At 74.9% G+C, this 22334-nt stretch carries 18 protein-coding genes; 9 read left to right on the top strand and 9 right to left on the bottom strand.

Translation table 11 applies throughout. The features are described 5' to 3' along the window. Positions 1–41: 41 nt before the first annotated feature. Positions 42–2165 (bottom strand): M1 family metallopeptidase, encoded by a 2124-nt coding sequence (locus tag rosag_RS08540; RefSeq protein ID WP_284349658.1) that lies wholly within the window; start codon positions 2163–2165, stop codon positions 42–44. Between the two features lie 224 nt (positions 2166–2389). Between rosag_RS08540 and rosag_RS08535 the strand changes: the two genes are divergently transcribed. The 7 genes from rosag_RS08535 to rosag_RS08505 are packed head-to-tail and all read left to right on the top strand — an operon-like array spanning position 2390 to position 10508. Continuing rightward, positions 2390–4714, top strand: a complete 2325-nt coding sequence (locus rosag_RS08535) for a bifunctional salicylyl-CoA 5-hydroxylase/oxidoreductase (protein WP_284349657.1) — start codon at positions 2390–2392, stop codon at positions 4712–4714. Continuing rightward, on the top strand, positions 4714–5508 hold the full coding sequence (locus tag rosag_RS08530) for an SDR family NAD(P)-dependent oxidoreductase (RefSeq protein ID WP_284349656.1): 795 nt from the start codon (positions 4714–4716) through the stop codon (positions 5506–5508). Before rosag_RS08535 ends, rosag_RS08530 begins: the two co-directional genes overlap by 1 nt. Before the next feature lie 26 nt (positions 5509–5534). Continuing rightward, positions 5535–6374 carry an enoyl-CoA hydratase family protein gene (locus rosag_RS08525; RefSeq protein WP_284349655.1) on the top strand — a complete coding sequence of 280 codons (840 nt, stop codon included), beginning with the start codon at positions 5535–5537 and terminating at the stop codon, positions 6372–6374. Position 6375: 1 nt separating this feature from the next. After that, positions 6376–7560, top strand: coding sequence for an acyl-CoA dehydrogenase family protein (locus tag rosag_RS08520; protein ID WP_284349654.1), 1185 nt, complete (start codon positions 6376–6378; stop codon positions 7558–7560). After that, positions 7557–9206, top strand: a complete 1650-nt coding sequence (locus tag rosag_RS08515; RefSeq protein ID WP_284349653.1) for a benzoate-CoA ligase family protein — start codon at positions 7557–7559, stop codon at positions 9204–9206. The genes rosag_RS08520 and rosag_RS08515 overlap by 4 nt, the downstream gene beginning before the upstream one ends. Further along, positions 9203–9631, top strand: a complete 429-nt coding sequence (locus rosag_RS08510) for a RidA family protein (protein WP_284349652.1) — start codon at positions 9203–9205, stop codon at positions 9629–9631. Before rosag_RS08515 ends, rosag_RS08510 begins: the two co-directional genes overlap by 4 nt. A 7-nt stretch (positions 9632–9638) precedes the next feature. Continuing rightward, positions 9639–10508, top strand: a complete 870-nt coding sequence (locus rosag_RS08505) for an alpha/beta fold hydrolase (protein WP_284349651.1) — start codon at positions 9639–9641, stop codon at positions 10506–10508. On the opposite strand, the gene rosag_RS08500 is transcribed toward rosag_RS08505, so the two are convergent. From rosag_RS08500 to rosag_RS08475, 6 genes are all read right to left on the bottom strand, one after another. Then, on the bottom strand, positions 10480–10938 hold the full coding sequence (locus tag rosag_RS08500; RefSeq protein ID WP_284349650.1) for an NUDIX hydrolase: 459 nt from the start codon (positions 10936–10938) through the stop codon (positions 10480–10482). The two genes, rosag_RS08505 and rosag_RS08500, sit on opposite strands and share 29 nt — an antisense overlap. A 69-nt stretch (positions 10939–11007) precedes the next feature. Next, positions 11008–12312, bottom strand: coding sequence for a dicarboxylate/amino acid:cation symporter (locus tag rosag_RS08495; protein ID WP_284349649.1), 1305 nt, complete (start codon positions 12310–12312; stop codon positions 11008–11010). Positions 12313–12404: 92 nt separating this feature from the next. After that, on the bottom strand, positions 12405–13799 hold the full coding sequence (locus tag rosag_RS08490; RefSeq protein WP_284349648.1) for a BON domain-containing protein: 1395 nt from the start codon (positions 13797–13799) through the stop codon (positions 12405–12407). A 222-nt stretch (positions 13800–14021) separates the two neighbouring features. Continuing rightward, on the bottom strand, positions 14022–15416 hold the full coding sequence (locus rosag_RS08485; protein ID WP_284349647.1) for an ABC transporter permease: 1395 nt from the start codon (positions 15414–15416) through the stop codon (positions 14022–14024). Further along, positions 15334–17208: an efflux RND transporter periplasmic adaptor subunit gene (locus rosag_RS08480; protein WP_284349646.1), complete on the bottom strand. Its 1875-nt coding sequence runs from the start codon at positions 17206–17208 to the stop codon at positions 15334–15336. The genes rosag_RS08485 and rosag_RS08480 overlap by 83 nt, the downstream gene beginning before the upstream one ends. A 50-nt stretch (positions 17209–17258) precedes the next feature. Continuing rightward, entirely contained in the window at positions 17259–18626 is a 1368-nt protein-coding gene (locus tag rosag_RS08475) for a TolC family protein (protein ID WP_284349645.1), read from the bottom strand. A 291-nt stretch (positions 18627–18917) separates the two neighbouring features. Here rosag_RS08475 and rosag_RS08470 point away from each other — a divergent pair, with 291 nt between their 5' ends. Next, a complete protein-coding gene (locus rosag_RS08470) occupies positions 18918–19337 on the top strand; it encodes a hypothetical protein (RefSeq protein ID WP_284349644.1) in 420 nt (139 codons plus the stop codon). Positions 19338–19418: 81 nt separating this feature from the next. On the opposite strand, the gene rosag_RS08465 is transcribed toward rosag_RS08470, so the two are convergent. Together rosag_RS08465 and rosag_RS08460 are read right to left on the bottom strand one after the other, a co-directional pair. After that, a complete protein-coding gene (locus rosag_RS08465) occupies positions 19419–19895 on the bottom strand; it encodes a DUF4440 domain-containing protein (RefSeq protein ID WP_284349643.1) in 477 nt (158 codons plus the stop codon). 38 nt (positions 19896–19933) lie between these two features. Then, positions 19934–21355 (bottom strand): copper resistance CopC/CopD family protein, encoded by a 1422-nt coding sequence (locus rosag_RS08460; RefSeq protein ID WP_284349642.1) that lies wholly within the window; start codon positions 21353–21355, stop codon positions 19934–19936. Positions 21356–21517: 162 nt separating this feature from the next. Here rosag_RS08460 and rosag_RS08455 point away from each other — a divergent pair, with 162 nt between their 5' ends. After that, entirely contained in the window at positions 21518–22276 is a 759-nt protein-coding gene (locus tag rosag_RS08455) for a Nif3-like dinuclear metal center hexameric protein (RefSeq protein ID WP_284349641.1), read from the top strand. The last annotated feature ends 58 nt before the right edge of the window (positions 22277–22334 follow it).

Raw genomic sequence — 22334 nt, 5'->3', positions numbered from 1 at the left:
GAGGGAATCCCCGGCCCGACCTCGACGCAGCGGGCGCCGGGTCAGCGGGGCGCGGCGGCGCGGGCGGGGGCGCCGCCCATCGCGCCGCCCGCCTTCCCCGTCGTCACCGGTCCCGGGGCGTCCGCGGCGGGCGCCTGCCCCCAGACGTCGTTGGCGGGGTTCCAGTCGGGGACCGTGGGGTCGGGCCAGAGCCGCGCGCCGACGACGCTCGCCGGCACGCCCACCGACACCGTCACCTGGTCGCCCCCGCTGGGCTTCGCCCAGACGTCCACGGGGAAGCGCACGTCGCGCGTGCTGCCGTCGGCCAGGCGGAGGCGCACCGCGACGGGGAACGGGATGCTGGAGTGGCGGCGCAGCGCGAGCGTCGCCATCTGCCGCCCGGCGTCACCCTTCGTCTCGACGCCGTCGATGCCGATGTCCAGCACGTCGGTCGTGTACCAGAAGCTGCGCCAGAACCACGCGAGGTCGGCGCCGCTCACGTCCTCGATGGTGCGGAAGAAGTCCCCGGGCGTGGGATGCCGGAACGCCCAGCGGCGCGCGTACTCGCGGAACGCGCGGTCGAACGTCTCCGCGCCCACGACGTGGTTGCGCAGCGTCAGCAGCACCGTCGCGGGCTTGCGGTACGCGAGCGCGCCGAGCGCCGCGCTCTCCATGTGGTCGGGCCGCGTCATCAGCGGCGCGTCGACGTTCGCCGCGCGCGCGTTCGCCCAGTCCTGGCGATAGCCCTCGTACGCGCTCGTGCCGGGATAGCGGCGCTCGTTGGAGAACGCGTTGATGTACGTGTTGAAGCCCTCGTCCTGCCACGCGTAGCGCCGCTCGTTCGAGCCGACGAGCATCGGGAACCACTCGTGTCCCTGCTCGTGGTCGATGGTCTCGAAGATCGACGCGGGATCGCCGCTGCCGTAGTGCACCATCACGAACATCGGGTACTCCATCCCGCCCACCGGCCCCGCGACGCTCGTCGCCTGCGGATACGGATACGGGAAGAACAGCCCCGAGTACGTGCGCATGCTCCAGCAGGTCTGCTCGGCGCCGCTCTCCCAGGCGCGGCCGGCGCGTGGCCACGGATAGAAGGCCTGGCAGAGGATGCCGTTCCAGCTGGTCGCGTCCCAGCGGAAGTCCGGCGCCGCGGCCCACGCGACGTCGCGCACGTTCTCGGCGCGGAAGCGCCAGGTGCGCGTGCCCGACACCGGCGCGCGCGCGGCCGCCTCCGCCTCCGCGCGCGTCACCACCGCGACGACGCCGTCGTTGGTGCCTGGCGTCGCGACCGACGCGCGCGCGCGCGCCAGCCGCTCGCGCTGCGCGGACGTCAGCACCTGCTCCGCGTTCTGCAGCGTGCCGCTCCCGGCGACGACGTAGCCCGCGGGCGCGGTGACCGCGTAGTCGATGTCGCCGTACTCCAGATAGAACTCGCCCTGGCCGAGGTACGGGTCGGTGTTCCAGCCGCGCACGTCGTCGTAGACGGCCATGCGCGGATACCACTGCGCGATCTCGAACAGCGTGCCGTCGCGTCCCATGCGGTCGGAGCCGTGCTCCGGCACCGCGAAGCGGAAGCGCAGGCTGATGGTCGCGCGGCCGCCGCGCGGCGCGACGGGCTGCGCGAGGTCGAGCCGCAGCATCGTGTCGTCGACGCGCGGCGTGACGGCGCGGCCGTCGACGGTGACGTCGCTCAGGTCGTAGCCGCCCTGGAAGCCGCGCACGCCCCAGCGCGAGTCGGACGCGAACAGCGCCGAGCCCCTGGAGCCGGCGCGATAGAGGTTCTGGTCGAGCTGCAGCCAGACGAAGCGCAGCGTGTCGGGCGAGTTGTTGGTGTACGCGATGCGCACCTGCCCGCTCACCGTGCCGCCGTTCGCGGTGTCGAGCGTCGCCGTGATGGAGTAGTCGGCGCGCTGCTGCCAGTACGCGGGCCCGGGCGCGCCGTTCGCGCCGCGGTACTGGTTGGGCCCCGCCCACTCCGCGCGGTCGAGCGGCGCGAAGGTCTGGAAGACGTCGGACGTGCCACCCGACGGCGCGCTGCCGACGATGGACGTCGCGTCCAGCCGCACCGGCGTGAGGACCTGCGCCTGCGGGCGCGCGGCGCACCCCGCGAGGACGAGCGCGCAGGGCGCGGATGCATGCACGAGCGCGCGGCGCACGGCGCGCGACGGGCGGAGGCGAGACGACACGGGACGGGGCACGGGAGAGCGACGGGCACCGAGACGGTACCCGAGGGCGCCGCCCTTCGGCGCAACGGCGATGCCAGGCGGGCGGCGCGAGCGCCGGAAGGTACCAGGGCCCGCCATCCGGCGCCGACGGCGACGGGCTTGCCTGGCCCCCACCCCGCGGCGAGACTTGCCGCGGGCCTGCGCCGCACGCCGCGCGCCGGCCGGCCCCTCTCCCGGAGTGCTCGTTGTTCGTCGTCACCGTCGGCGGCGGCCCCGCCGGGCTGTACCTCGCCATCCTCCAGCGTCGCGCCGATCCCGCCGGCCGCGTGGTCGTGCTCGAGCGCAACGGGCCGGACGACGCCTACGGGTGGGGCGTGGTGTTCTCGGAGCAGACGCTCGAGCACCTGCACGCCGCCGACCCCGAGACGTACGACGCGATCGCGCGGCACTTCGTCCGCTGGGACGACATCGACGTGCACGTGCGCGGCACGGTGGTGACGTCGGGTGGCCACGGCTTCGTCGGCATCGCGCGGCGCACGCTGCTGCGCGTGCTGGCCGAGCGGGCCGCGGCGCTTGGCGCGGAGCTGCGCTTCCACACGGAGGTCGCGAACGAGGCCGCGCTCGACGCGCTCGGCCTCGGCGGCGCGGACGTGGTGGTGGCGGCGGACGGCGTGAACAGCGCGCTGCGGCGCGAGCGCGCGGCGGCGTTCGAGCCCGACCTGGACGTGCGCCCCAACCGCTTCATGTGGTTCGGGACGACGCGACGCTTCGCGGCGTTCACCTTCCTCTTCACGGAGACGGACGCCGGCGTCTTCCAGGCGCACGCCTACCGCTTCGACGACGTGCGCTCGGCGTTCATCGTCGAGTGCGACGAGCGGTCGTGGCGCGCCGCCGGCTTCGACGCGATGGACGCGGAGGCGACGACCGCCGCGTGCGAGGCGCTGTTCGCGCCGTGGCTGGAGGGCCACCGGCTGGAGGTGAACCTCGCGCCGCACCAGCGCGCGCACCCGTGGCAGCGCTTCACGCGCGTGGCCAACGCACGCTGGCACGACGGGCGGACCGTGCTGCTCGGGGACGCGGCGCACACGGCGCACTTCTCCATCGGCTCGGGGACGAAGCTGGCGATGGAGGACTCGATCGAGCTCGCCTCACAGCTCGCCAGCGTCGAGCGGGGAGCGTCGAGCGTCGAGGAGGCGTTCGCCGCGTACGAGACGTCGCGGCGCGTCGAGGCGCTGCGGCTGCAGAACGCCGCCCGCAACTCGATGGAGTGGTTCGAGTCGGTGCGCCGCTACCTGTCGCTGCCGCCGGAGCAGTTCGCGTACAGCCTGCTGACGCGGAGCCAGCGGCTGGGGCACGAGAACCTGCGGCTGCGCGACGACGGGTACGTACGCGGAATCGAGCACTGGTTCAGCTCCTCGGCCCCCGGCGCGCCGAGCGAGAACGGCGCCGTGCCCCCGATGTTCGTGCCGTTCCGGCTGCGCGGCATGACGCTCCCCAACCGCGTCGTCGTCGCGCCGATGGACATGTACAGCGCCACCGACGGCACGCCGAACGACCTGCACCTCGTGCACTACGGGGCGCGCGCGCTCGGCGGCGCGGGGCTGGTGTTCACGGAGATGACGTGCGTCACGCCCGAGGGGCGCATCACGCCCGGCTGCACGGGGATGTACGACGACGCGCACGTGGAGGCGTGGCGGCGCGTCACGCGCATGGTGCACGAGTGGTCGCCCGCGCGCATCTGCCTGCAGCTCGGGCACTCGGGGCCCAAGGGCGCGACGAAGCTGATGTGGGAGGGGAACGAGGAGCCGCTGGATTCGGGCGGCTGGCCGATCCTCGCACCGGCGGCGACGCCGTACCGCGCGGGGATGCAGGTGCCGCGGGCGATGACGCGCGCCGACATGGACGACGTGCGCGACGCCTTCGTGCGCGCGACGCGCATGGCGGTGGACGCGGAGTTCGACATGCTGGAGCTGCACTGCGCGCACGGCTACCTGCTGTCGGCATTCATCACGCCGCTGAGCAACGCGCGCACCGACGCCTACGGCGGCTCGCTCGAGAACCGGCTGCGCTTCCCACTGGAGGTGTTCCGCGCGATGCGCGACGCGTGGCCGGCCGAGCGGCCGATGTCGGTGCGCGTGTCGGCGACGGACTGGGTGGAGGGGGGCGTGGACGGCGCGGAGGCAGTGGAGATCGCGCGCGCGTTCGGCGCGGCGGGCGTGGACATGATCCACGTGTCGGCCGGGCAGACGTCGCCGCTCGCGAAGCCGGTGTACGGGCGCCTCTTCCAGACGCCGCTGAGTGACCGGATCCGCAACGAGGCCGGCATCCCGACGATCGCGGTCGGCAACATCACCGAGTACGACCAGGTGAACGCGATCCTCGCCGCGGGGCGCGCGGACCTGTGCGCACTGGCGCGCCCGCACCTCGCCGACCCGCACTGGACGCTGCACGCGGCGGTGGCGCAGGGGCACGACGCGCAGTGGTGGCCGGTGCAGTACCTCTCCGGACGGAAGCAGCTGGAGCGCGCGCGGGAGCGCGAGCTGGAGCTGCGCGGCACGGCGGCCATCTGATGACCGTCACGACCGATGTCCGAACGCTCACGGACCGGCACGCGGTCGTCACCGGCGCGTCGCGCGGCATCGGCGCGGCGATCGCGGAGGCACTGGCGCGCGAGGGCGCGTCGCTGACGCTGATGGGGCGCGACGTCGCGGCGCTGTCGCAGCGCGCCGCGGCGCTGACTGCCCGCCACCACGTGCGCGCGCTGCCAGTGGCGTGCGACGTGTCCGACGCGGACGCGGTCGCGCGCGCCTTCGACGCGTCGCGCGAGGCGCTGGGCGACGCGCACGTGCTGGTGGCCAACGCCGGCGAGGCCGCGAGCGCGACGGCCGGCGACACGTCGCGCGCGCTCTGGGACCGGATGCTGGCGGTGAACCTCACCGGCGCGTTCCTCTGCGTGCAGGCCGTGCTGCCGGCGATGCGCGCGGCGCGCTTCGGGCGCGTGGTGCTGGTGTCGTCCACGAGCGCGCTCAAGGGCTATCCGCGCACGGCGGCGTACGCGGCGGCGAAGGCCGGGCTGCTGGGGCTCGCGCGGGCGCTGGCGGCGGAGGTGGCGCGCGACGGCGTGACCGTCAACGCGGTGTGCCCCGGCTACACCGAGACCGACATGGCGCGCGCGGCGATCGACAACCTCGTGGCCGCGGGCCGCACGCCCGAGGAGGCGCGCCGCGCGCTGGAGCGGCTGAACCCGCGCCACGCGCTGGTGACGCCCGAGGAGGTCGCGGCGACGGTGGTGTGGCTGTGCGCGCCGTCGTCGGGCGCCATCACCGGGCAGGCCGTCGCGGTGGCGGCCGGAGAGGTCATGTGAGCGCGGCGAATCCCGAGACGACAGGCATGACCGACCCGACGACGTTCGATGCGAGCGCCTATCAGGCGACGCACTTCCGCTGGACGGTGGCCGACCGCGTCGGCACCGTCACGCTCGACCGGCCGGCGCGCAAGAACCCGCTGACCTTCGAGTCGTACGCCGAGCTGGCGCAGCTCTTCCGGCGGCTGCCGCACGCGCGCGACGTGCGCGCGGTGGTGATCACCGGCGCGGGCGGGAACTTCAGCTCCGGCGGCGACGTGCACGAGATCATCGGGCCGCTGGTGGCGCTGCAGGAGGCCGGCGACGCGCCGGGGCTGCTGCGCTTCACGCGCATGACGGGCGAGCTGGTGAAGGCGATGCGCGCCTGCCCGCAGCCGATCGTCGCCGCGATTGACGGCGTCTGCGCCGGCGCCGGAGCGATCGTCGCGATGGCCTCCGACCTGCGCGTCGGGACGGCGCGCAGCAAGGTCGCGTTCCTCTTCGTGCGCGTCGGGCTCTCGGGCGCCGACATGGGCGCGTGCGCGCTGCTGCCACGGATCATCGGGCACGGGCGCGCGTCCGAGCTGCTGTACACGGGGCGCTTCCTCGGCGGCGAGGAGGCGGAGCGGTGGGGCTTCCACAACCGCCTCGTGGAGCCCGATGCGCTGCTCGCCGAGGCGACCGCCATGGCGCGCGAGCTCGCGAATGGGCCGACGTTCGCGCACGCGATGACCAAGGCCGCGCTGCACCAGGAGTGGAGCATGGGCGTCGACGAGGCGATCGAGGCGGAGGCGCAGACGCAGGCGCTGTGCATGCAGACGCGCGACTTCGCGCGCGCCTACCGCGCCTTCGCCGCGCGCGAGACGCCCGTGTTCGAGGGGAACTGACGTGAGCGTGCCCGCGCACGAGCCGCTGCCGCACCTCCAGTGGCCGTTCCTCGACGAGCGGCACCGCGCGATCGGGCGCGACCTGCGCGCGTGGGCCACGGGCGAGCTGGCCGACGAGGCGCCGCACGGGCACGACGACGTGGGCGCCGCGACGCGCGCGCTGGTGGCGCGCCTGGGCGACGCAGGATGGCTGCGGCTGGCGGTGCCCGCGGCGCACGGCGGGACGTTCGAGACGCTGGACGTGCGCGCGCTCTGCCTGGCGCGCGAGACGCTGGCGCGCGCCGACGCGCTGGCCGACTTCGCGTTCGCGATGCAGGGGCTGGGCGGCGGGCCGATCGCGCTGTTCGGGAGCGAGGCGCTCCGCGCGCGCTACCTGCCCGCCATCGCCGCGGGGCGCGCGGTGGCGGCGTTCGCGCTCAGCGAGGCGCACGCGGGCTCCGACGTCACGGCGATGACGACCACGCTGCGACGCGACGGCGACGCGCTGGTGCTGGACGGCGAGAAGACCTGGATCTCGAACGCGGGGATCGCCGACCACTACGTCGTGTTCGCGCGCGAGCCCGAGGCGGGCGAGCGGGCGTTCGCCGCGGTCGTCGTGGACGCCGACGCACCGGGCTTCTCCGTCACGCGACGCATCGACGTCACCGCGCCGCACCCGCTCGGGACGATCACGTTCGAGGGCTGCCGCATCCCGGCCGCGCAGCGCATCGGCGAGCCCGGACGCGGGCTGCGCGTCGCGCTCGGCACGCTCGACGTCTTCCGGTCGACGGTGGGTGCGGCGGCGCTGGGCATGGCGCGCCGTGCGCTGGACGAGGCGCTGGCGCACGCGCGCACGCGGCAGGTGTTCGGGAAGCCGCTCGGCGACTGGCAGCTGACGCAGGCGCGGCTGGCCGAGATGGCGCTCGCGATCGACGCCAGCGCGCTGCTCGTGTACCGCGCGGCGTGGACGCGCGACACGGGCGCCGAGCGGGTGACGCGCGAGGCCGCGATGGCCAAGCTCCACGCGACCGAGGCCGCGCAGCGCGTGGTGGACGACGCCGTGCAGCTGCTCGGCGGGCTGGGCGTGGCAGTCGGTGGCGTGGTGGAGCGGCTCTACCGCGAGGTCCGCGCGCTGCGGATCTACGAGGGGACGAGCGAGATCCAGCGGCTCGTGATCGCGGGCGAGCTGCTCAAGGCCGAGCGATGACCCAGTCCGCACACGTCGACACGTTCTGCCGCGAGCACCTGCCCGCGCGCGCGCTCTGGCCGGATCTGAAGTACGACGGCCTGCCCGAGCTGGCCGCGTACCCGCCGCGCCTGAACTGCGCGGTGGAGCTGCTGGACCGCGCGATCGAGCGCGGGCTCGGCGACCGCCCGGCCTTCCACACGCACGCGGAGACGTGGAGCTACGCGCGGCTGCAGGCGACCGCGAACCGCATCGCGCACGCGCTGGTGGACGACCTCGGGATCATCCCCGGGAACCGCGTGCTGCTGCGCGCGCCGAACACGCCGCTGCTGGTGGCGTGCTGGTTCGCGGTGCTGAAGGCGGGCGGCGTGGTGGTGTGCACGATGCCGCTGCTGCGCACGCGCGAGATCGCCTACACGGCCGACAAGGCGGAGGTGGCGCTGGCGCTGTGCGACGTGCGCTGCCTGGAGGAGTGCGAGCCCGCGATGCGCACGCGACTCGACGGCACGCCGCGCGCGAACGGGCGCACGGTGGCCTTCGGCGGCGACGGCGGTGCCGGCTCGCTGGAGGCGCTGATGTCGGGCAGGCCGGACACCTTCGCCGCGGTGGATACGGCGGCCGACGACGTGGCGCTGATCGCGTTCACGTCGGGCACGACGGGCCAGGGCAAGGGGACGATGCACTTCCACCGCGACGTGCTCGCGGTGTGCGACTGCTTCCCGCCGCACCTCCTCGGCCTGCGCCCCGACGACGTGTGCTGCGGCACGCCGCCCCTCGCCTTCACCTTCGGGCTGGGCGGGCTGGTGCTCTTCCCGATGCGCGCCGGCGCGTCCGCGGTGCTGCTCGAGCAGGGCTCGCCACCGAACCTGCTGGACGCGATCGAGCGGTTCCGCGCGACGGTGAGCTTCACCGCGCCGACGGCGTACCGCGCGATCGCCGGGCTGCTGGCCGCGGGCGATCACGACGTGTCGAGCCTGCGCATCTGCGTGTCGGCGGGCGAGGCGCTGCCGCTGGCGACGTTCGAGGCGTGGAAGGCGGCGACGGGGATCGCGATCGTCGACGGCATCGGCGCGACGGAGATGCTGCACATCTTCATCAGCGCGTCGGGCGACGACATCCGGCCCGGCTCCACCGGCCGCGTCGTGCCGGGCTACGAGGCGAAGGTGATCGACGCGCACGGCGCGGAGGTGCCGCGCGGCACGGTGGGACGGCTGGCGGTGCGCGGGCCGACGGGGTGCCGCTACCTGGGCGACCCGCAGCGCCAGCGCGCCTACGTGCAGCACGGCTGGAACCTCACGGGCGACTCGTACGTGCAGGACGCGGACGGCTGGTTCTGGTACCAGGCGCGCACCGACGACATGATCGTCTCGTCGGGCTACAACATCTCGGGCCCCGAGGTAGAGAGCGCGCTGCTGCTGCACGACGCGGTGCAGGAGTGCGGCGTGGTGGGGCTGCCGGACGCGGAGCGCGGGCAGCTGGTGACGGCGTTCGTGGTGTGCAAGCCGGGCGTGACGGCCGACGAGACGATGGTGAGGACGCTGCAGGACTTCGTGAAGGCGACGATCGCGCCGTACAAGTATCCGCGGCGGATCGTCTTCGTGGATGCGCTTCCCAGAACCGCGACCGGGAAGCTGCAGCGATACCGGCTACGCGAGGGGGCGAAGTGAGCGTCGAGCGTGCAGCGTCGAGCGTCGAGGGACGCGTCGTCCGCCCCGAGGGCTGGCCGCGGCCGCACGGCTACGCCGACGGCGTCGTGGCGGAGGGACGTGTGCTCTCCATCTCCGGCCAGATCGGCTGGGATCCCGTCACCTGCACCTTCGCCACCGACGACTTCGCGGAGCAGACGGCGCAGGCGCTGCGCAACGTCGTCGCGGTGCTGCGCGCGGGCGGCGCGGGGCCGGAGCACCTCGTGCGGCTGACGTGGTACGTCACCGACCGCGCGGCGTACGTCGCGGCGCGGCGCGCGATCGGCGCGGCGTACCGCGCGACCATCGGGGCGCACTATCCGGCGATGTCCGTGGTCGTCGTCGCGGGACTGCTGGAGGAGCGCGCGCTGGTCGAGATCGAGGCGACGGCGGTCGTCCCGGCGTGAGGACGCGATGACCGCGTCGGAGATCCCGACGTCGCGGCTCGTCCTGCCGGCGGGCGTGACGCTGGCGTACGTCGAGGCGGGCGCGGGCGAGCCGCTCGTGTTCGTGCACGGCGGCGGCAAGGACCTCCGCTACTGGCGGCAGCAGGTCGCGCCGTTCGCGGAGCACTTCCGCGTCGTGGCGTACAGCCGCCGCCACGCGGCCCCACACCTGAACGCGCCGCCCGGCGACGCGCACACGCCGCGCACCGACGCCGACGACCTGCGCGCGTTGATGGACGCGCTCGACCTCGCGCCGGCCCATGTCGTTGCCGGCTCGATCGGCGGGGTGGCGGCGCTCGCGCTCGCGCTGGAGCGTCCGCACGCCTTCCGCTCGCTCGTGCTGGCCGAGCCGCCGGTGCTGCCGCTGGCCGACGCGACGGAGGAGGGCGCGACGCTGCGACGCGCGTTCCTGTCGGACGTCTTCGCGCCCGCAGCCGCGGCGTTCCGCGATGGCGACCCCACGCGCGCGATGCGCGGCATCATCGACGGGTTCCTCGGCGCCGGTACGTTCGACGGGCTGCCCGACCGCGCCCGCGCGCGCGTGCTGCAGAACGCGCGCGACTGGGAGGCGCACGTGCGCTCGCCCGAGCCCTTCCCCACCCTGTCGCGCGACGCGCTGGCGGCGCTGCGCATCCCGACGCTGATGCTCACGGGCACGCGCACGACGCGGCTGCACGCGCTGGTCGACGACCAGCTGGCGGCGCTGCTGCCCGACGTGCGCCGCGTGCGCGTGGAGGGCGCGACGCACGATCTCTGGGCCGACGCGCCCGACGTCTGTCGCGATGCGGCGCTCGAGTTCCTGCTGGGACTCAGTCCGCCGTCGGCACCGGCTCCGTGAGCCCCGAGCCGGCCGGGTCGCGGCTCGTCACGCGCACCGGCACGGCGACGTCGCGGTCGAGCGCGAGCGGCACGAGCCAGCGCAGGTTGTCGATCAGCTCCGGCGGCAGCGCGGCGCAGTCGGCGCGGAAGACCTCCTGATCCTCCGCCGTGTGCGCGTCGAGCGCCACGGCGTCGAAGGCGCGCACCGCGTGCATGCGGTACTGCGGATCGTCCCAGACGAGGAACTCCTCCCACTCGACGACTTCGACGCCGGCCTCCTCGCGCACCTCGCGCCGCGCGGCGTCGAGCGCGCTCTCCGCGGGCAGCAGCTTGCCACCGAGCGCGTTGACGCGGCCGGCCTGCCAGGCGGGGCGGGTCTTGCGCATCAACACGACCTGCCCGCGGTCGGGGGTGAAGAGCAGCGCAAGAACGTAGGTGAAGGCGGGCACGGCGGAGGACGAAGAGGCGGAGGACGGAACGGCGGAAAACGATACTGCGTGAAACGGTGGGGCGGATCCTCAGGCTGACAGCTTCGAGCTCGAAGGGTCCGCTTCTCTGTATCGCGCCGTTCCGTCTTCCGTTGTCGCGTTCTCCGCCGTTCCGTCCTCCGCTCTGCCGACGATGGCAGTGATGACGACATGCCCCGTCACGTTCGTCAGCGTCCGGAACGCGTCCGTGATCGGATCGACCGCGAGCAGCAGCCCCACGCCCTCGGCCGGCACGCCGACGGAGGTCAGCACGGGCGCCATCACCAGGAAGACGCCGCCCGGCACGCCCGGCACGCCGAGGCTGAGCAGCGCCGCGGTGGCGGCGACGCTGACGCGCTGCGCGAGCGTGAGGTCGACGCCCGCGAGCTGCGCGAGGAAGAAGGTGCCGACGGTGATCGCGACCGTGACCGAGATGCGGAACGTCGCGACGGCGAGCGGCAGCAGCATCGCGACCGACGCCGGCGGCAGGCCGAGGTGCGTCTCCGCGCCGCGCAGCGCGGCCGGCAGCGCGGCGAGCGACGAGCGCGTGCCCAGCGCCACCGCCTGCGCGGGCGAGGCCGCGCGCACGAGCTGCCGCAGCGGCACGCGGCCGATCGTCACGGCGGCCACGTACATCGCCGCGATCAGCACCAGGCAGAGCGCGATCGTCAGCACGACGTAGCCCGCGAGCGCGCCCGCGGCGGCCGCGCCGGCGCGCGCGCCCAGCGGCAGCGCGAGCGCGAACACGCCGAGCGGCGCGAGCAGCAGCACCCAGCGCACGAGCACCAGGAGCGCGTCGCCCACCGCGCGGAAGACGGCGACGAGCGCGAGACGCGACGCCTCGGGGATGCGCGTCGCGGCGGCGGCGAAGGCGAGCGTGAAGACGACGAGCGGCAGCAGCGCGCCGTCCGCCGCGGCGCGCACGGGATTGGTCGGGACGAGCCCCACGATCCAGTCGCGCAGGCCGACGGGCGCCGCCGTGCCCGCGGGCGCCGCGGCGCCGGCGCGCAGCGCGGCGAGGGCCTCGGGCGGCGGCGTGGGGATGAGCGCAAGCAGCGGCGGCGCGACCAGCGCGACCAGCGCGGCGCCGAGCGAGAGGCTGATCGCGAACGCGATCGCGGCGCGCGCGCCCAGCCGGCCGACGACGCGCGCATCGTCCGCGGCGATGGCGCCGATGAGCAGCGACACCACCAGCGGGACGACGGTCATGCGGATCGCGTTGACCCACGTCGTCCCCACCGGCTCGGCCACCGCGAGCAGCGAGTCGACGGCCCCCGGCGGCAGGAGCGCGCGCAGGGAGGCGCCGATCACGAGGCCCGCGGCGAGGGCGGCGAAGGTGCGGGTGCTCTGGGACACGGCGCGGGAAGTTGCCCGGCGCGCACGGGAGGGCAAGCCCCGCTGCGTGCGGCGCATCCGATCCAGCGGATGCGCCGCACGTCATGCGATGCTCAGGTCCGCGAGGAGCGCCCGGTCGTGCCGCCGCTCGTACCGCCGGTCGTGCCGCCCAACCCGCTGGTGGCCGACGTGTTGGAGGCGTCGCCGGTGCTCGCCGTCGCCGACGTCCCGGACGTGCCACCCGTCGTCGCGGACGTTCCGCCCGTCGTGCCCGTGCTCGAGGCGCCGGACATCCCTGACGACATGCTCGTGTCGCGGTGCGCGCTCGGCGTCACGTCGCGATCGGTGCGCGTGCGGTCGGTGTCGTCGCCGAACAGGCTGCTGAGGAGGCCGCGCCGCGCGTGCAGCTCGTTCTTCACGTCGCTGACGCCGCGGATCTCCTCGACGATCTCCTCGGCCAGCCGCCGGCTGCGGCGGTCCTCGACCTCGCCCGTGAGCGTCACGACGCCCTGCTCCACGCGCACGTCGATGTCGCTGGCGTCGATGGCGTGGTGGTGCGTGAGCGCCTCGTTCACCTCCTCCTCGATGCGCTGGTCGCTGCGGCGGTAGTTGCGCGGCCCGCGGCCGGCGTGGCTGGGCTGCATGCCGGTGCCGCGCGCGTACGCGCTGTCGCCCATGCCGCGCCCCTGGCCGATGCGGTCGCCCGCGCTCGCGTAGTGGTAGCGATCGTCGCCGACCCCGCCGCCGTAGCCGCCCGTGAAGCCCTGGCTCGGGTTGCGATCGCCGAGGTCGCGCGGACGCGAGAACGACTGACGGTCGGACTCGCCGCCGCTCATGCCGCCGCTCATGCCGCCGCTCATGCCGCCGCTCATGCCGCCGGTGCCGCCGTAGTAGCCGCCGGTGCCGCCGCCCATCCCGCCGCCGGACCAGCCGTAGTCGCTCTCGGGGCCGCGGTTGCGGTACGACTGCTGGCCGTAGCCCGACGTGCCGCCGTAGCCCTGCTGACCATAGCCCTGCTGACCGTAGCCCTGCTGACCGTAGCCCTGCTGGCCGGAGCTCGAGCCGCCATAGCTCGACTGGCCGTAGTTGGACGCGCCGTAGTCCTGGCGGCCCGACTGCCCCTGCGAGGGCGACGTGTAGTTGCCCGCCTCGAAGCGGCCGTGCGCCTGCGGGTCGTTCCACGGCGCGTTCTGCGACGACTGCTGCTGCCCGCCCGACTGCCACCCCTGCGATCCACCGGACTGCCCGTACTGCGACGGCCCGTACTGCGACTGGCCCTGGCCCGGTTGGCCGAAGCTCGACTGCCCGTAGCCCGACTGTCCGTAGTTCGACTGTCCGTAGTTCGATTGTCCGTAGTTCGCCTGGCCGTACTGCGATTGGCCGTAGCCACCCTGGCCGCCGCGGTCACGGTCGCGGTCGCGGTCGTCGCCGCGCTGATACTGGCCCTGGCCGCCCTGATGCTCGCGATCCTGGTCGCCGCGGCCGGATCCGTAGTCCCGGTTCGCCATCGCGTCGTCCTCCGTGGATGGATGCCGCGGCCGCACCGCGCAGTGCCGGTGCGGCCGACCGTCGCGGCGGATCGGGCCGCCGCGGGGAGGGGGCGATGCATCAACTTCCGCGCCCCATGTCGGCCACGCCGTCGAATGCGGGTGGGCGAGAACGCGACGCGGCGGCGTGTGCCGGAGCACACGCCGCCGCGTTCGCCGCCGGAGCCGGCGGTCAGCGCTCGCTCACTCGTAGCGCAGCGCGATGATCGGATCGAGCGACGCGGCGCGGCGCGCCGGCCACACGCCGAAGATCAGCCCGACCGCGGCCGAGAAGGTGAACGCGAGCACGATCGACGGCGTCGACACCGACGTCGTCCAGCCGAGCGCCACGCGCAGCGTCGTCGCCATGCCGACGCCGAGCAGGATGCCGATGATCCCGCCGAGCACGCACAGCACGATCGCCTCGATCAGGAACTGCGAGAGGATCGTCGCGCGCGTCGCGCCGAGCGCCTTGCGCACGCCGACCTCGCGCGTGCGCTCGGTGACCGACACGAGCATGATGTTCATGATGCCGATGCCGCCGACGAGCAGGCTCACCGTCGCGACGCCCAGCAGCAGGTACGTGAAGACCTGCGTCGTCTCGGCCGCCGTGTTGAGGAAGTCGGCCTGGTTGCGGATCTGGAAGTCGTCCGGGCGGCCCGTGGGCAGCCGGTGCTCGCGGCGCAGGATGCGCTGCGCCTCGGCCATCGTCGCGTTGATCGCGCTCTCGCTCGGGGCGAGGATGTTGATCGAGCGCAGGTTGTCGCTGCCGATGACGCGGAAGCGCGCGGTGCCGAGCGGGATCACGACCTGGTCGTCGGGATCGTTGAAGCCCGTCGCGCCGCCCTTGGGCGCGAAGACGCCGACGATCTCGAACTGCGTCCCGCCGACGCGGATCTCCTGGCCGATCGCGGCGTCCGGCGTCACGAAGCCGAGGTTGGCCGCGGTCGTGGCGCCGAGCACCGCGACACGCTTGCGCCCGATGTCCTCGCCCTCGTCGAACATGCGGCCGACGCCCATCGTGTACTTGCGCACGGTGGGGTAGTTGGCCGTCGTGCCGATGACGTTGACGCTGGTGTTCGTGCTCTGATGCTGCACCTGGAGCTGGCGGCCCATCTCGGGCTGCACGGCCACGAAGCCGCGCCCCTGCTCCGCGAGCGCCTCGGCGTCCTCCACGCGCAGGCGCGCGCGGTCGGTCGCGGAGGCGATGCCGCCGGTGAACACCTGCCCGGGGTTGATCGTCACCAGCGTCGTGCCGAGCGACGCGATGCGGGCGTTGACCGCCTCCTTGGCGCCGTTGCCGAGCGCCTGCATCGCGATCACCGCCGACACGCCGATGATGATGCCGAGCATCGTCAGCAGCGAGCGCATCTTGTTGACGCGCAGCGCCTCGAGCGAGACGCGCAGGATCTCGCCCACCGGCATGCCGCCGCGGGCGGCCGCCAGCTGCGCGCGGCGCGCGTCGCGGGCCGCGATCGCGCTGGCCACGTCCGCCGCATTCACCGTCGTCGCCATGTCACGCGCCTCCGCGGCCGCCGCCACCACCGCCACCGCCGGGCGCGCCGCCGCCACCGCCACCGCCGCCGGGACGACCACCACCGGCCGGCGCACCGCCGCCCGCGCCGCCGCCCATGCCCGGCAGGCCCGAGCGGCTGCGCAGGCGGTCCTGGAACTCGGTGCGCGACTGCTGCAGCACCGCCGCCGACACGAGCGCGACCTGCTCGCCGTCCTGCAGCCCCGAGACGACCTCGGTGACGTCGAAGTTGCCCAGGCCGAGCGTGACGACGCGCGGCTCGAACGTCTCGCCCTTCTTCACGAAGACGAGGCCGCGCTGCGCGCGCCCACGACCGCCGCCCATGCCCGCGAAGCCGCCACGCCCGCCGGCGCCCGCGCCGGCAGCACCCGCCGCGGCGCCGCCCTGCCCACCCTGCCCACCCTGCCCACCCTGCCCACCCTGCCCACCGCCCGCCTGCATCGTGCAGGCGCGCGCCTCGCGCGGATCGACGCCGACGCTGTCGTAGAGCGCGCGGATCTGCTGGCGCGCGTCGTCGCCGGCCGAGCCGTCCATCATCTGGCGGCGCAGCGCGCCGATGCGATCGCGGAGCGCGGGCTTGGCCGCGAGCTTCTTGGTGACCGAGTCGCACTGCGCGGGCGTGACGTTCATCGCGCCGCCGAAGCCGCCCTGCCCACCACCGAAGCCGCCCTGTCCGCCCTGGCCGCCCTGGCCGCGGTTGCCGTTCGCGTTGCCGCCGGCGTTGCCATTGTTGCCGTTCGCGCCCGGCGCCGCCGCGACCGCGTTGGTCGTCGGCGTGTCGCCGCCGGCGGCACCCGCGCCGCCCGCGCCGGGACGGCCGCCACGCCCGCCGCCGCCCTGCGACTGCACGAGCTGCTGCACCTGCGCGGGATCGAGGCCGAGCGCGGTCGCCGCCGTCTGCGCCTCGCGCAGCGAGCGCACGGCGTCCACCGGCACGGCGAGCACGTTGTCGCGCTCGTCGACGAGGATCGAGACGTCGGAGTTCATCCCCGGCATCAGCGCGCCGTCGCGGTTGTCGATGCGGATCAGCACCGGGAACATCGTCACGCTCTGCTGCACCGTGGCGCGCGGCTCGATCTTCTCGACCACGCCGCGGAAGGTGCGGCCCGGGTACGCGTCCACCGTCACGCTGGCGGTCTGGCCCGGCTTCACCTTGCCGATGTCGCTCTCGGTGACGAGCGTCGAGTCGTAGACGGTGCCGAGGTTGGCGATCGAGAGCAGCACCGTGCCGCCGCTGGCGCCGCTGGTGGACGACGTGATGACCTGGCCCTGCGACACGTTGCGCGCGATCACGGTGCCGGCGGACGGCGCGGTGATCGTCACGTCCTCGAGCGCGATGCGCGCCAGCGACAGCTGCGTGCGCGCGCTGGTGACCTGCGACTGCGCGTTGGCGTAGGCGACGCGCGTCTGCTCCAGCTCGGGCGCGGTGATCACGCCCTGCTGCGACAGCGTGCGGTTGCGGTCGAACTGCGACTTCGCGACCTCGAGCTGCGCCTGCGCGGCGGAGAGCGACGCGCGCGCCTGGTCGTAGCGGCTCTGCGGATCCCGCGGATCGACGCGCACCAGCAGATCGCCCGGCTTCACCTGCGAGCCGGTCTGCACGGGCATGTCGACGATCTGGCCCGACGCCTTGGAGCGCACCTCGACGGCGGCGATCGGCGTGATGACGCCGGTGGCCTCGACGTCGACGACGACGGTCTGCCGGCGCACGGGCGTCGTCTCGATGACGGCGGCGTCGGCCTTCTTGTCGGTGCAGGCCGAGAGGCCGGCGACGGCGCCGGTGGCGACGAGGGCGAGCGCGGCGTACGGCAGCGTCGCCAGCAGGCGTCGCGAGCGGACGGGAGACGAGGGCGACATGGCGGCCGGCGTGCGGGACGGAGTGGTGGAAGCGGCGGTGGCGGAGGCGCTCACAGGTCGCGCCCGATGATGGACTCGAGCTGCGCCCGGGCCACGCGCGCGTTCAGCCGCGCCTGGACCAGCGCCACGCGGGCCTGGTTGATCTGCGTCTGCGACGTGAGCACGTCGAGCAGGGTGGAGGCGCCCAGCTCGTAGCGCTGCTGCTGCACGCGCAGGTCCTCCTCGGACGCGAGGACGGTGGCCTGCTGGATCTCGGCCTGGCGGAGCGCGGTGCGGAGCGCGACCTGCGCCTGCACGAGCCCCTGCTGCGCCGCGAAGCGCGCGTCGCGCAGCGCCGCCTCGGCGTTGGTGACGGCGATGTCCGCGCGCACCACCGCCTCCTCGCGCGCGTACTGGTTGAACACCGGGTAGCTGAAGGTGAAGCGCAGCTGCCCGCTGAAGCGCGGATCGTTCGGGATCAGGTCGAAGTTCGTCGACGTCGTCGTCAGGTTGCGGCCGTAGCTGACGGCGAGCGTCGGGAAGTACGGCGTGCGCGACGCGCGGCCCGCGGCCTGCGCGGCGGCGAGGTTGGCCATCGCCTGCCGCACCTGCGGCGACTCGTCGGCCAGGCGCGCGAGCGTCGCGCTGTCGGGGAGCGCGACGCTGTCGGCGGGCGCGCCCGCGGGCGTCGCGGTGACGGTGAACGGCGTCGCGACGAGGCGCGTGAGCGCGGCGTCGGCGAGCTGCCGGTCGTTGCGCGCGGTGAGCAGCTGCAGCTCGGCGTTGCTGACGGCGATGCTGGAGCGCAGCGAGTCGGAGCGCGTGACCGTCTGCGCGACGACGCGCGCGATCGACACGCGCAGCTGCTGGCGCGCCTGGTCGAGCTGCGCCTGCGCGGCGCTCTCGGCCTCGCGCGCGGCGAGCGACGCGTAGTACTGCTGCTTCACCTGGTAGGCGAGCGTGAACGCCTGCGCGGACTCGCCGGTGACCGCGGCCGCCTGCGCCGCGCGGGCGCTGCGGAGGTCGTAGGTGCGGCGGAAGCCGTCGAACAGGTCGACCTGCGCGTTGAAGCCCGCGCTCCCGGCCCAGCGGCCGGCCTGGAGCTCGCCGGTCTGCTGGTTGACGCGCGCGGTCGCGGGGCTCTGCTGGGTCGTGTTGGCGTTCAGCGAGAGGCTCGGGATGAACGCCGCGTAGGCGGAGCGGATGGTGGCCTCGCTGGCGCGCAGGGTGCCGCGCGCCTGCACGGCGGCCGGCGCGTTGCGCTGGGCGAGCTGGACGGCCTCGGCCAGCCCGATGGGGCGGGCGGCGCCGGGGTCGGCGGCCACGGGCTGCTGCGCTCCCAGGGCGAGGGGCGCGGCGGTGGCGGCGAGCACGGCGAGCGCGCGCCGGGCCGCGCGGGGCGGCCGGACGGGCGACGGCGTGCGGGAGTGATCGGTCATGGAAGGGTCACGGAGCGCTGGCGTGGGGCCGGAGCATGGCAGACGTCCGGCAGCGGCATTCGTTCAGCGCCCCGCCCGAAGTCCTCCCCACCGGACGGCCACGTCGCGCGGCCGCCCACCGGAGCAGAGAACGCGCCCCGCCCCCCCGATGTTGAACCGCAATCGGACCGCAATCGGGCCCTTAACGCCCGTGAATCGGCGGCGTCTCCCCTCTGTTCCCCACGCGGCCCGACCCCGTTTCGACCCGGTCGGACCGCGCCTCCGTCCGCACGTCCAGCCGCCGGAATCCCCATGACGCACCAGCCCGCCCGCACGATCGCCCGTGCCGCCGCCGCCGCGGCCCTGCTCTTCGCCGTCAGCGCCACCTCGGTGGCGGCGCAGCCGCCGCAGGGCGGTCGCCAGGTCATGCAGCAGCAGATGCTGTTCGAGGGGATCACCCTCACGGCCGCGCAGCAGACGAAGATCGACTCGCTGCGCACGGCCTTCCGCGAGAAGGCGATGGCCGAGCGCGCCGCGGCCGGCAACGCCGGCGGCCCGCCGGACAGCGCGACGATGGCCGCGCGCCGCGAACGCACGGTGCAGGAGCGCAACCAGCTGCGCGCCGTGCTGACGGCCGACCAGCAGGCGACGTTCGACAAGAACCTCGTCGCGATGGAGGAGCGCATGAAGCAGATGCGCGCGCAGCGCGGCGCGGGCGCGCCGCCGGCCTGACCGCGACACGCGCACGGGACGACACGGGGGCGATCGCATCGGCGATCGCCCCCGTGTCACATCCGGCACTGCCAGTGCTCCTCAGCTGGTCTTCCGCCGCGACGACCAGTGGATCGCGCTGATGCGCCACCCGTGCGGCATGCGCGTCAGCACCATCAGCTCCGCGCCCGCGCTGTTCACGGGACGCCCCCTGAACTCGCCCTTCGTCTCGCTGCTGCCGACGGTCCACGCGACGTCGCCGCGCACCTGCACGCGCACGGGCGCACGCGTGCCCGGCACCGCGCGCGCGTACTCGATGTCCGCCGGCAGGTGGTGCGCGCGGTAGTCGGCCACCGTCTCGACCGCGCCGCTCTCGAGGATCGCCGCGTCGGGCGCCAGCAGCGCGAGCGCCGCGACGCTGTCGCCCTGCTCCAGCGCGCGATGGAAGCGCGTCACGACCGCGGCCGCCTCGACCGAGTCGGACGTGGCGGCGGACGGCGAAGCCTTGGTCACGGGCTGCGCGGCGGCGGTGCCCGCGCACAGGACGAGCGCGGCGAGCGAGACGTGCGATCGGAGCATGGACGTGGTGTGCGTGGGAGGGAGCGATCGAGGGACGATCAGGGGACGACGTCGGTCGGCGTGGCGACGAGCACCGCGGTCACGACCAGCACCAGGGCGCCGAGCGCCAGCTCGACGGTCGCGCTGCGACGCAGACGGGCCGCGCCCGACGCGTCGCCGAGCGCGGGGCGCACGCGCCGCCAGTTGTACGCGCCGGCCGCGGCGACGAGCACGAGCAGCGCGAGCTTCACGAGCAGCGTGCGGCCGTACGCGGAGCGCCACAGTGCGTCGAGTGCGCCGAGGTGCAGCCACGCGGAGAGGCCGCCGGTGAGCGCCACGACCGCGGCGCACGCGAGCGCCACGGGCGAGAACGCATTCACGGCGGCGGTGGTGGCCGCGACGCGCGCGTCGGGCTGCAGGCGCAGCGCGGCCGGCAGCCCGGCGGCCACCACCAGCAGCAGCGTGCCGAGCCAGCCGCCCGCGGCCAGCACGTGCGCGGCGTCGACGACCACCGCGAACGGCGCGCGCCCCGACACCGACGCCGCGTGCCCCGACAGCGCGGCCGCGAGCGCGACGCCGACCACGCCGAGTGATGCGAGCATCCACCCCGCCGACGACGCGCGCCGCGCGAGCAGCAGCCCGACCAGCGCCACGAGCGTCGCGGCGACGAGGAGCCACCACGCCGTGCCCCACGTCGTGCCGCCGAGCAGCGCGCCGAGCCGCGCGGGATCACGCCACGCGCCGGCGCCCTGCAGCGCGACCGACTGCGCCGCGAGCCGCAGCAGCGACGCGACCAGCAGCAGCGCGCTCGCCGCGACCGCGAGGCGGCCGGCGTCGCGCGTCGCGGCGGCGGCCCAGACGTCCGGCGCACCCCGGCGCGCGGCCGCGGGCACCACGCGCGTGCGGAAAGCCACCGCGCCGACGAGCGTCAGCATCGCCGCGAGGCCGAGCCAGCGCACGGCGGCGTAGGCGGGCGACTGCGCGTCGAACGACGTGTCCGGCGGCGCGACGGCGTGTGCGGCGTGCGTCGTCGTGTCCGACGCGGTGTCCGGCACGTCCACGTGCTCGGCGTGCGCCGCGGTGTCGACGGCGGGCGCCGCCGGCGCGAGCCCCGTCGCGCCGCTGTCGATCGAGAAGCGGTAGCGCCCGCGCACCGGATGGCCGTCGCGCCCGGCGATCTGCCACGCGACGGTGTAGCGGCCCGCGCGCAGCGCGCCGGTGACGTCGGCCACCAGCACCGCGGCCGAGTCGCCGCGCCGCAGCGCGGAGAGCGCGACGCCGCGGCCGTCGGGATCGAGCAGCTCGAGGCGCGCGACCGCCAGCTCGATGGCCTCGTTGAACGTGAGGCGCAGCGATCGCGGCGCGACGGACAGGCGCGCGCCACTGCGCGGATCTGACGCGCGGAGCACGCCGTGGGCGAGCGCGGCGGACGGGAACGCCAGCAGGAGCGCGAGGGCCAGTCGTCCGAGGAAGCGGAGCACGATGAAACGGACAACGGAACGGAGGAGGACGGAACCGCGGAGGACGGAACGGCGTCGAACGATACCGCGTGGAACGGGAAAGCGGAGCAAGTGCGCTCCACCGTGACACGCCGTTCCGTCCTCCGCCGTATCGTTTCCCGCCGTATCGTCCTCGGCCCCTTCGTGCATCCCGACCTCACCACGCTCGCCGCGAGCCTCGACGCGATCCTCGCGCCGGCGGACGACCCCGTCCTCGTGCTGCGCGAGCGCGCGGCGCCGGTCGCGCGGCTGGGGCTCGCGCTGGAGCCGTGGCCCGGGCTGCGCGCGTGGGTCGATGCGGCGGCGCTCGACGCCGTGCTGCTCCACCGCCACTGGGCGCTGTCGCTCGACCGCTGGCCGGCGGCGGTGGGCGTGCTGGCCAGCCACGACGCCTTCGACCGGCGCTACGGCTTCGGCCGCACGCCCGAGCTGGCGGACGCGCTCTCCCTCACCCTCGGCGACGCCCGCGACTCGCTCGGCGACCGCGACGGGCATCCGCTGGGCAGCGTGGGCACGGTGCGCGCGGGCGGCGGGGTGGACGTGGACACGCTGCGCGCGGCGCTCGTGCGCACCTTCGGCGGCGTGGAGGCCGAGCTGGCGCCGTCCCGCGCGATCGCGCCGACGGCGCGCGTGGCGATGGCGCGCGCGATGACGCCCGCGCTGGTCGAGCGCGCGGCCGCCCTGGGCGCCGGCGCCTACGTGACCGGGCAGCTGCGTGCGCCCGCGCGCGAGGCCGCCCTGCGCGCGGAGCTGCACGTCTTCGCGGTCGGGCACCGGCGCGCGGAGGAGTGGGCACTGGCGCGACTGGCGGAGGCGGTACGCGGGGTGTGGCCCGCGCTCAGGACCATGATCGCGGAGAACGGTGGTGCGGAGAACGGAACGACGGAGGACGGAACGGCGTGATACGAAGAGCGGACGCTTCGAGCTTGACGCCTGAAGCGAAGATCCGCTTTATCGTTTC

It is taken from the genome of Roseisolibacter agri, assembly GCF_030159095.1.
GTDB classification, from domain to species: domain Bacteria; phylum Gemmatimonadota; class Gemmatimonadetes; order Gemmatimonadales; family Gemmatimonadaceae; genus Roseisolibacter; species Roseisolibacter agri.
This window is presented reverse-complemented; position numbering and strand designations above follow the sequence as displayed.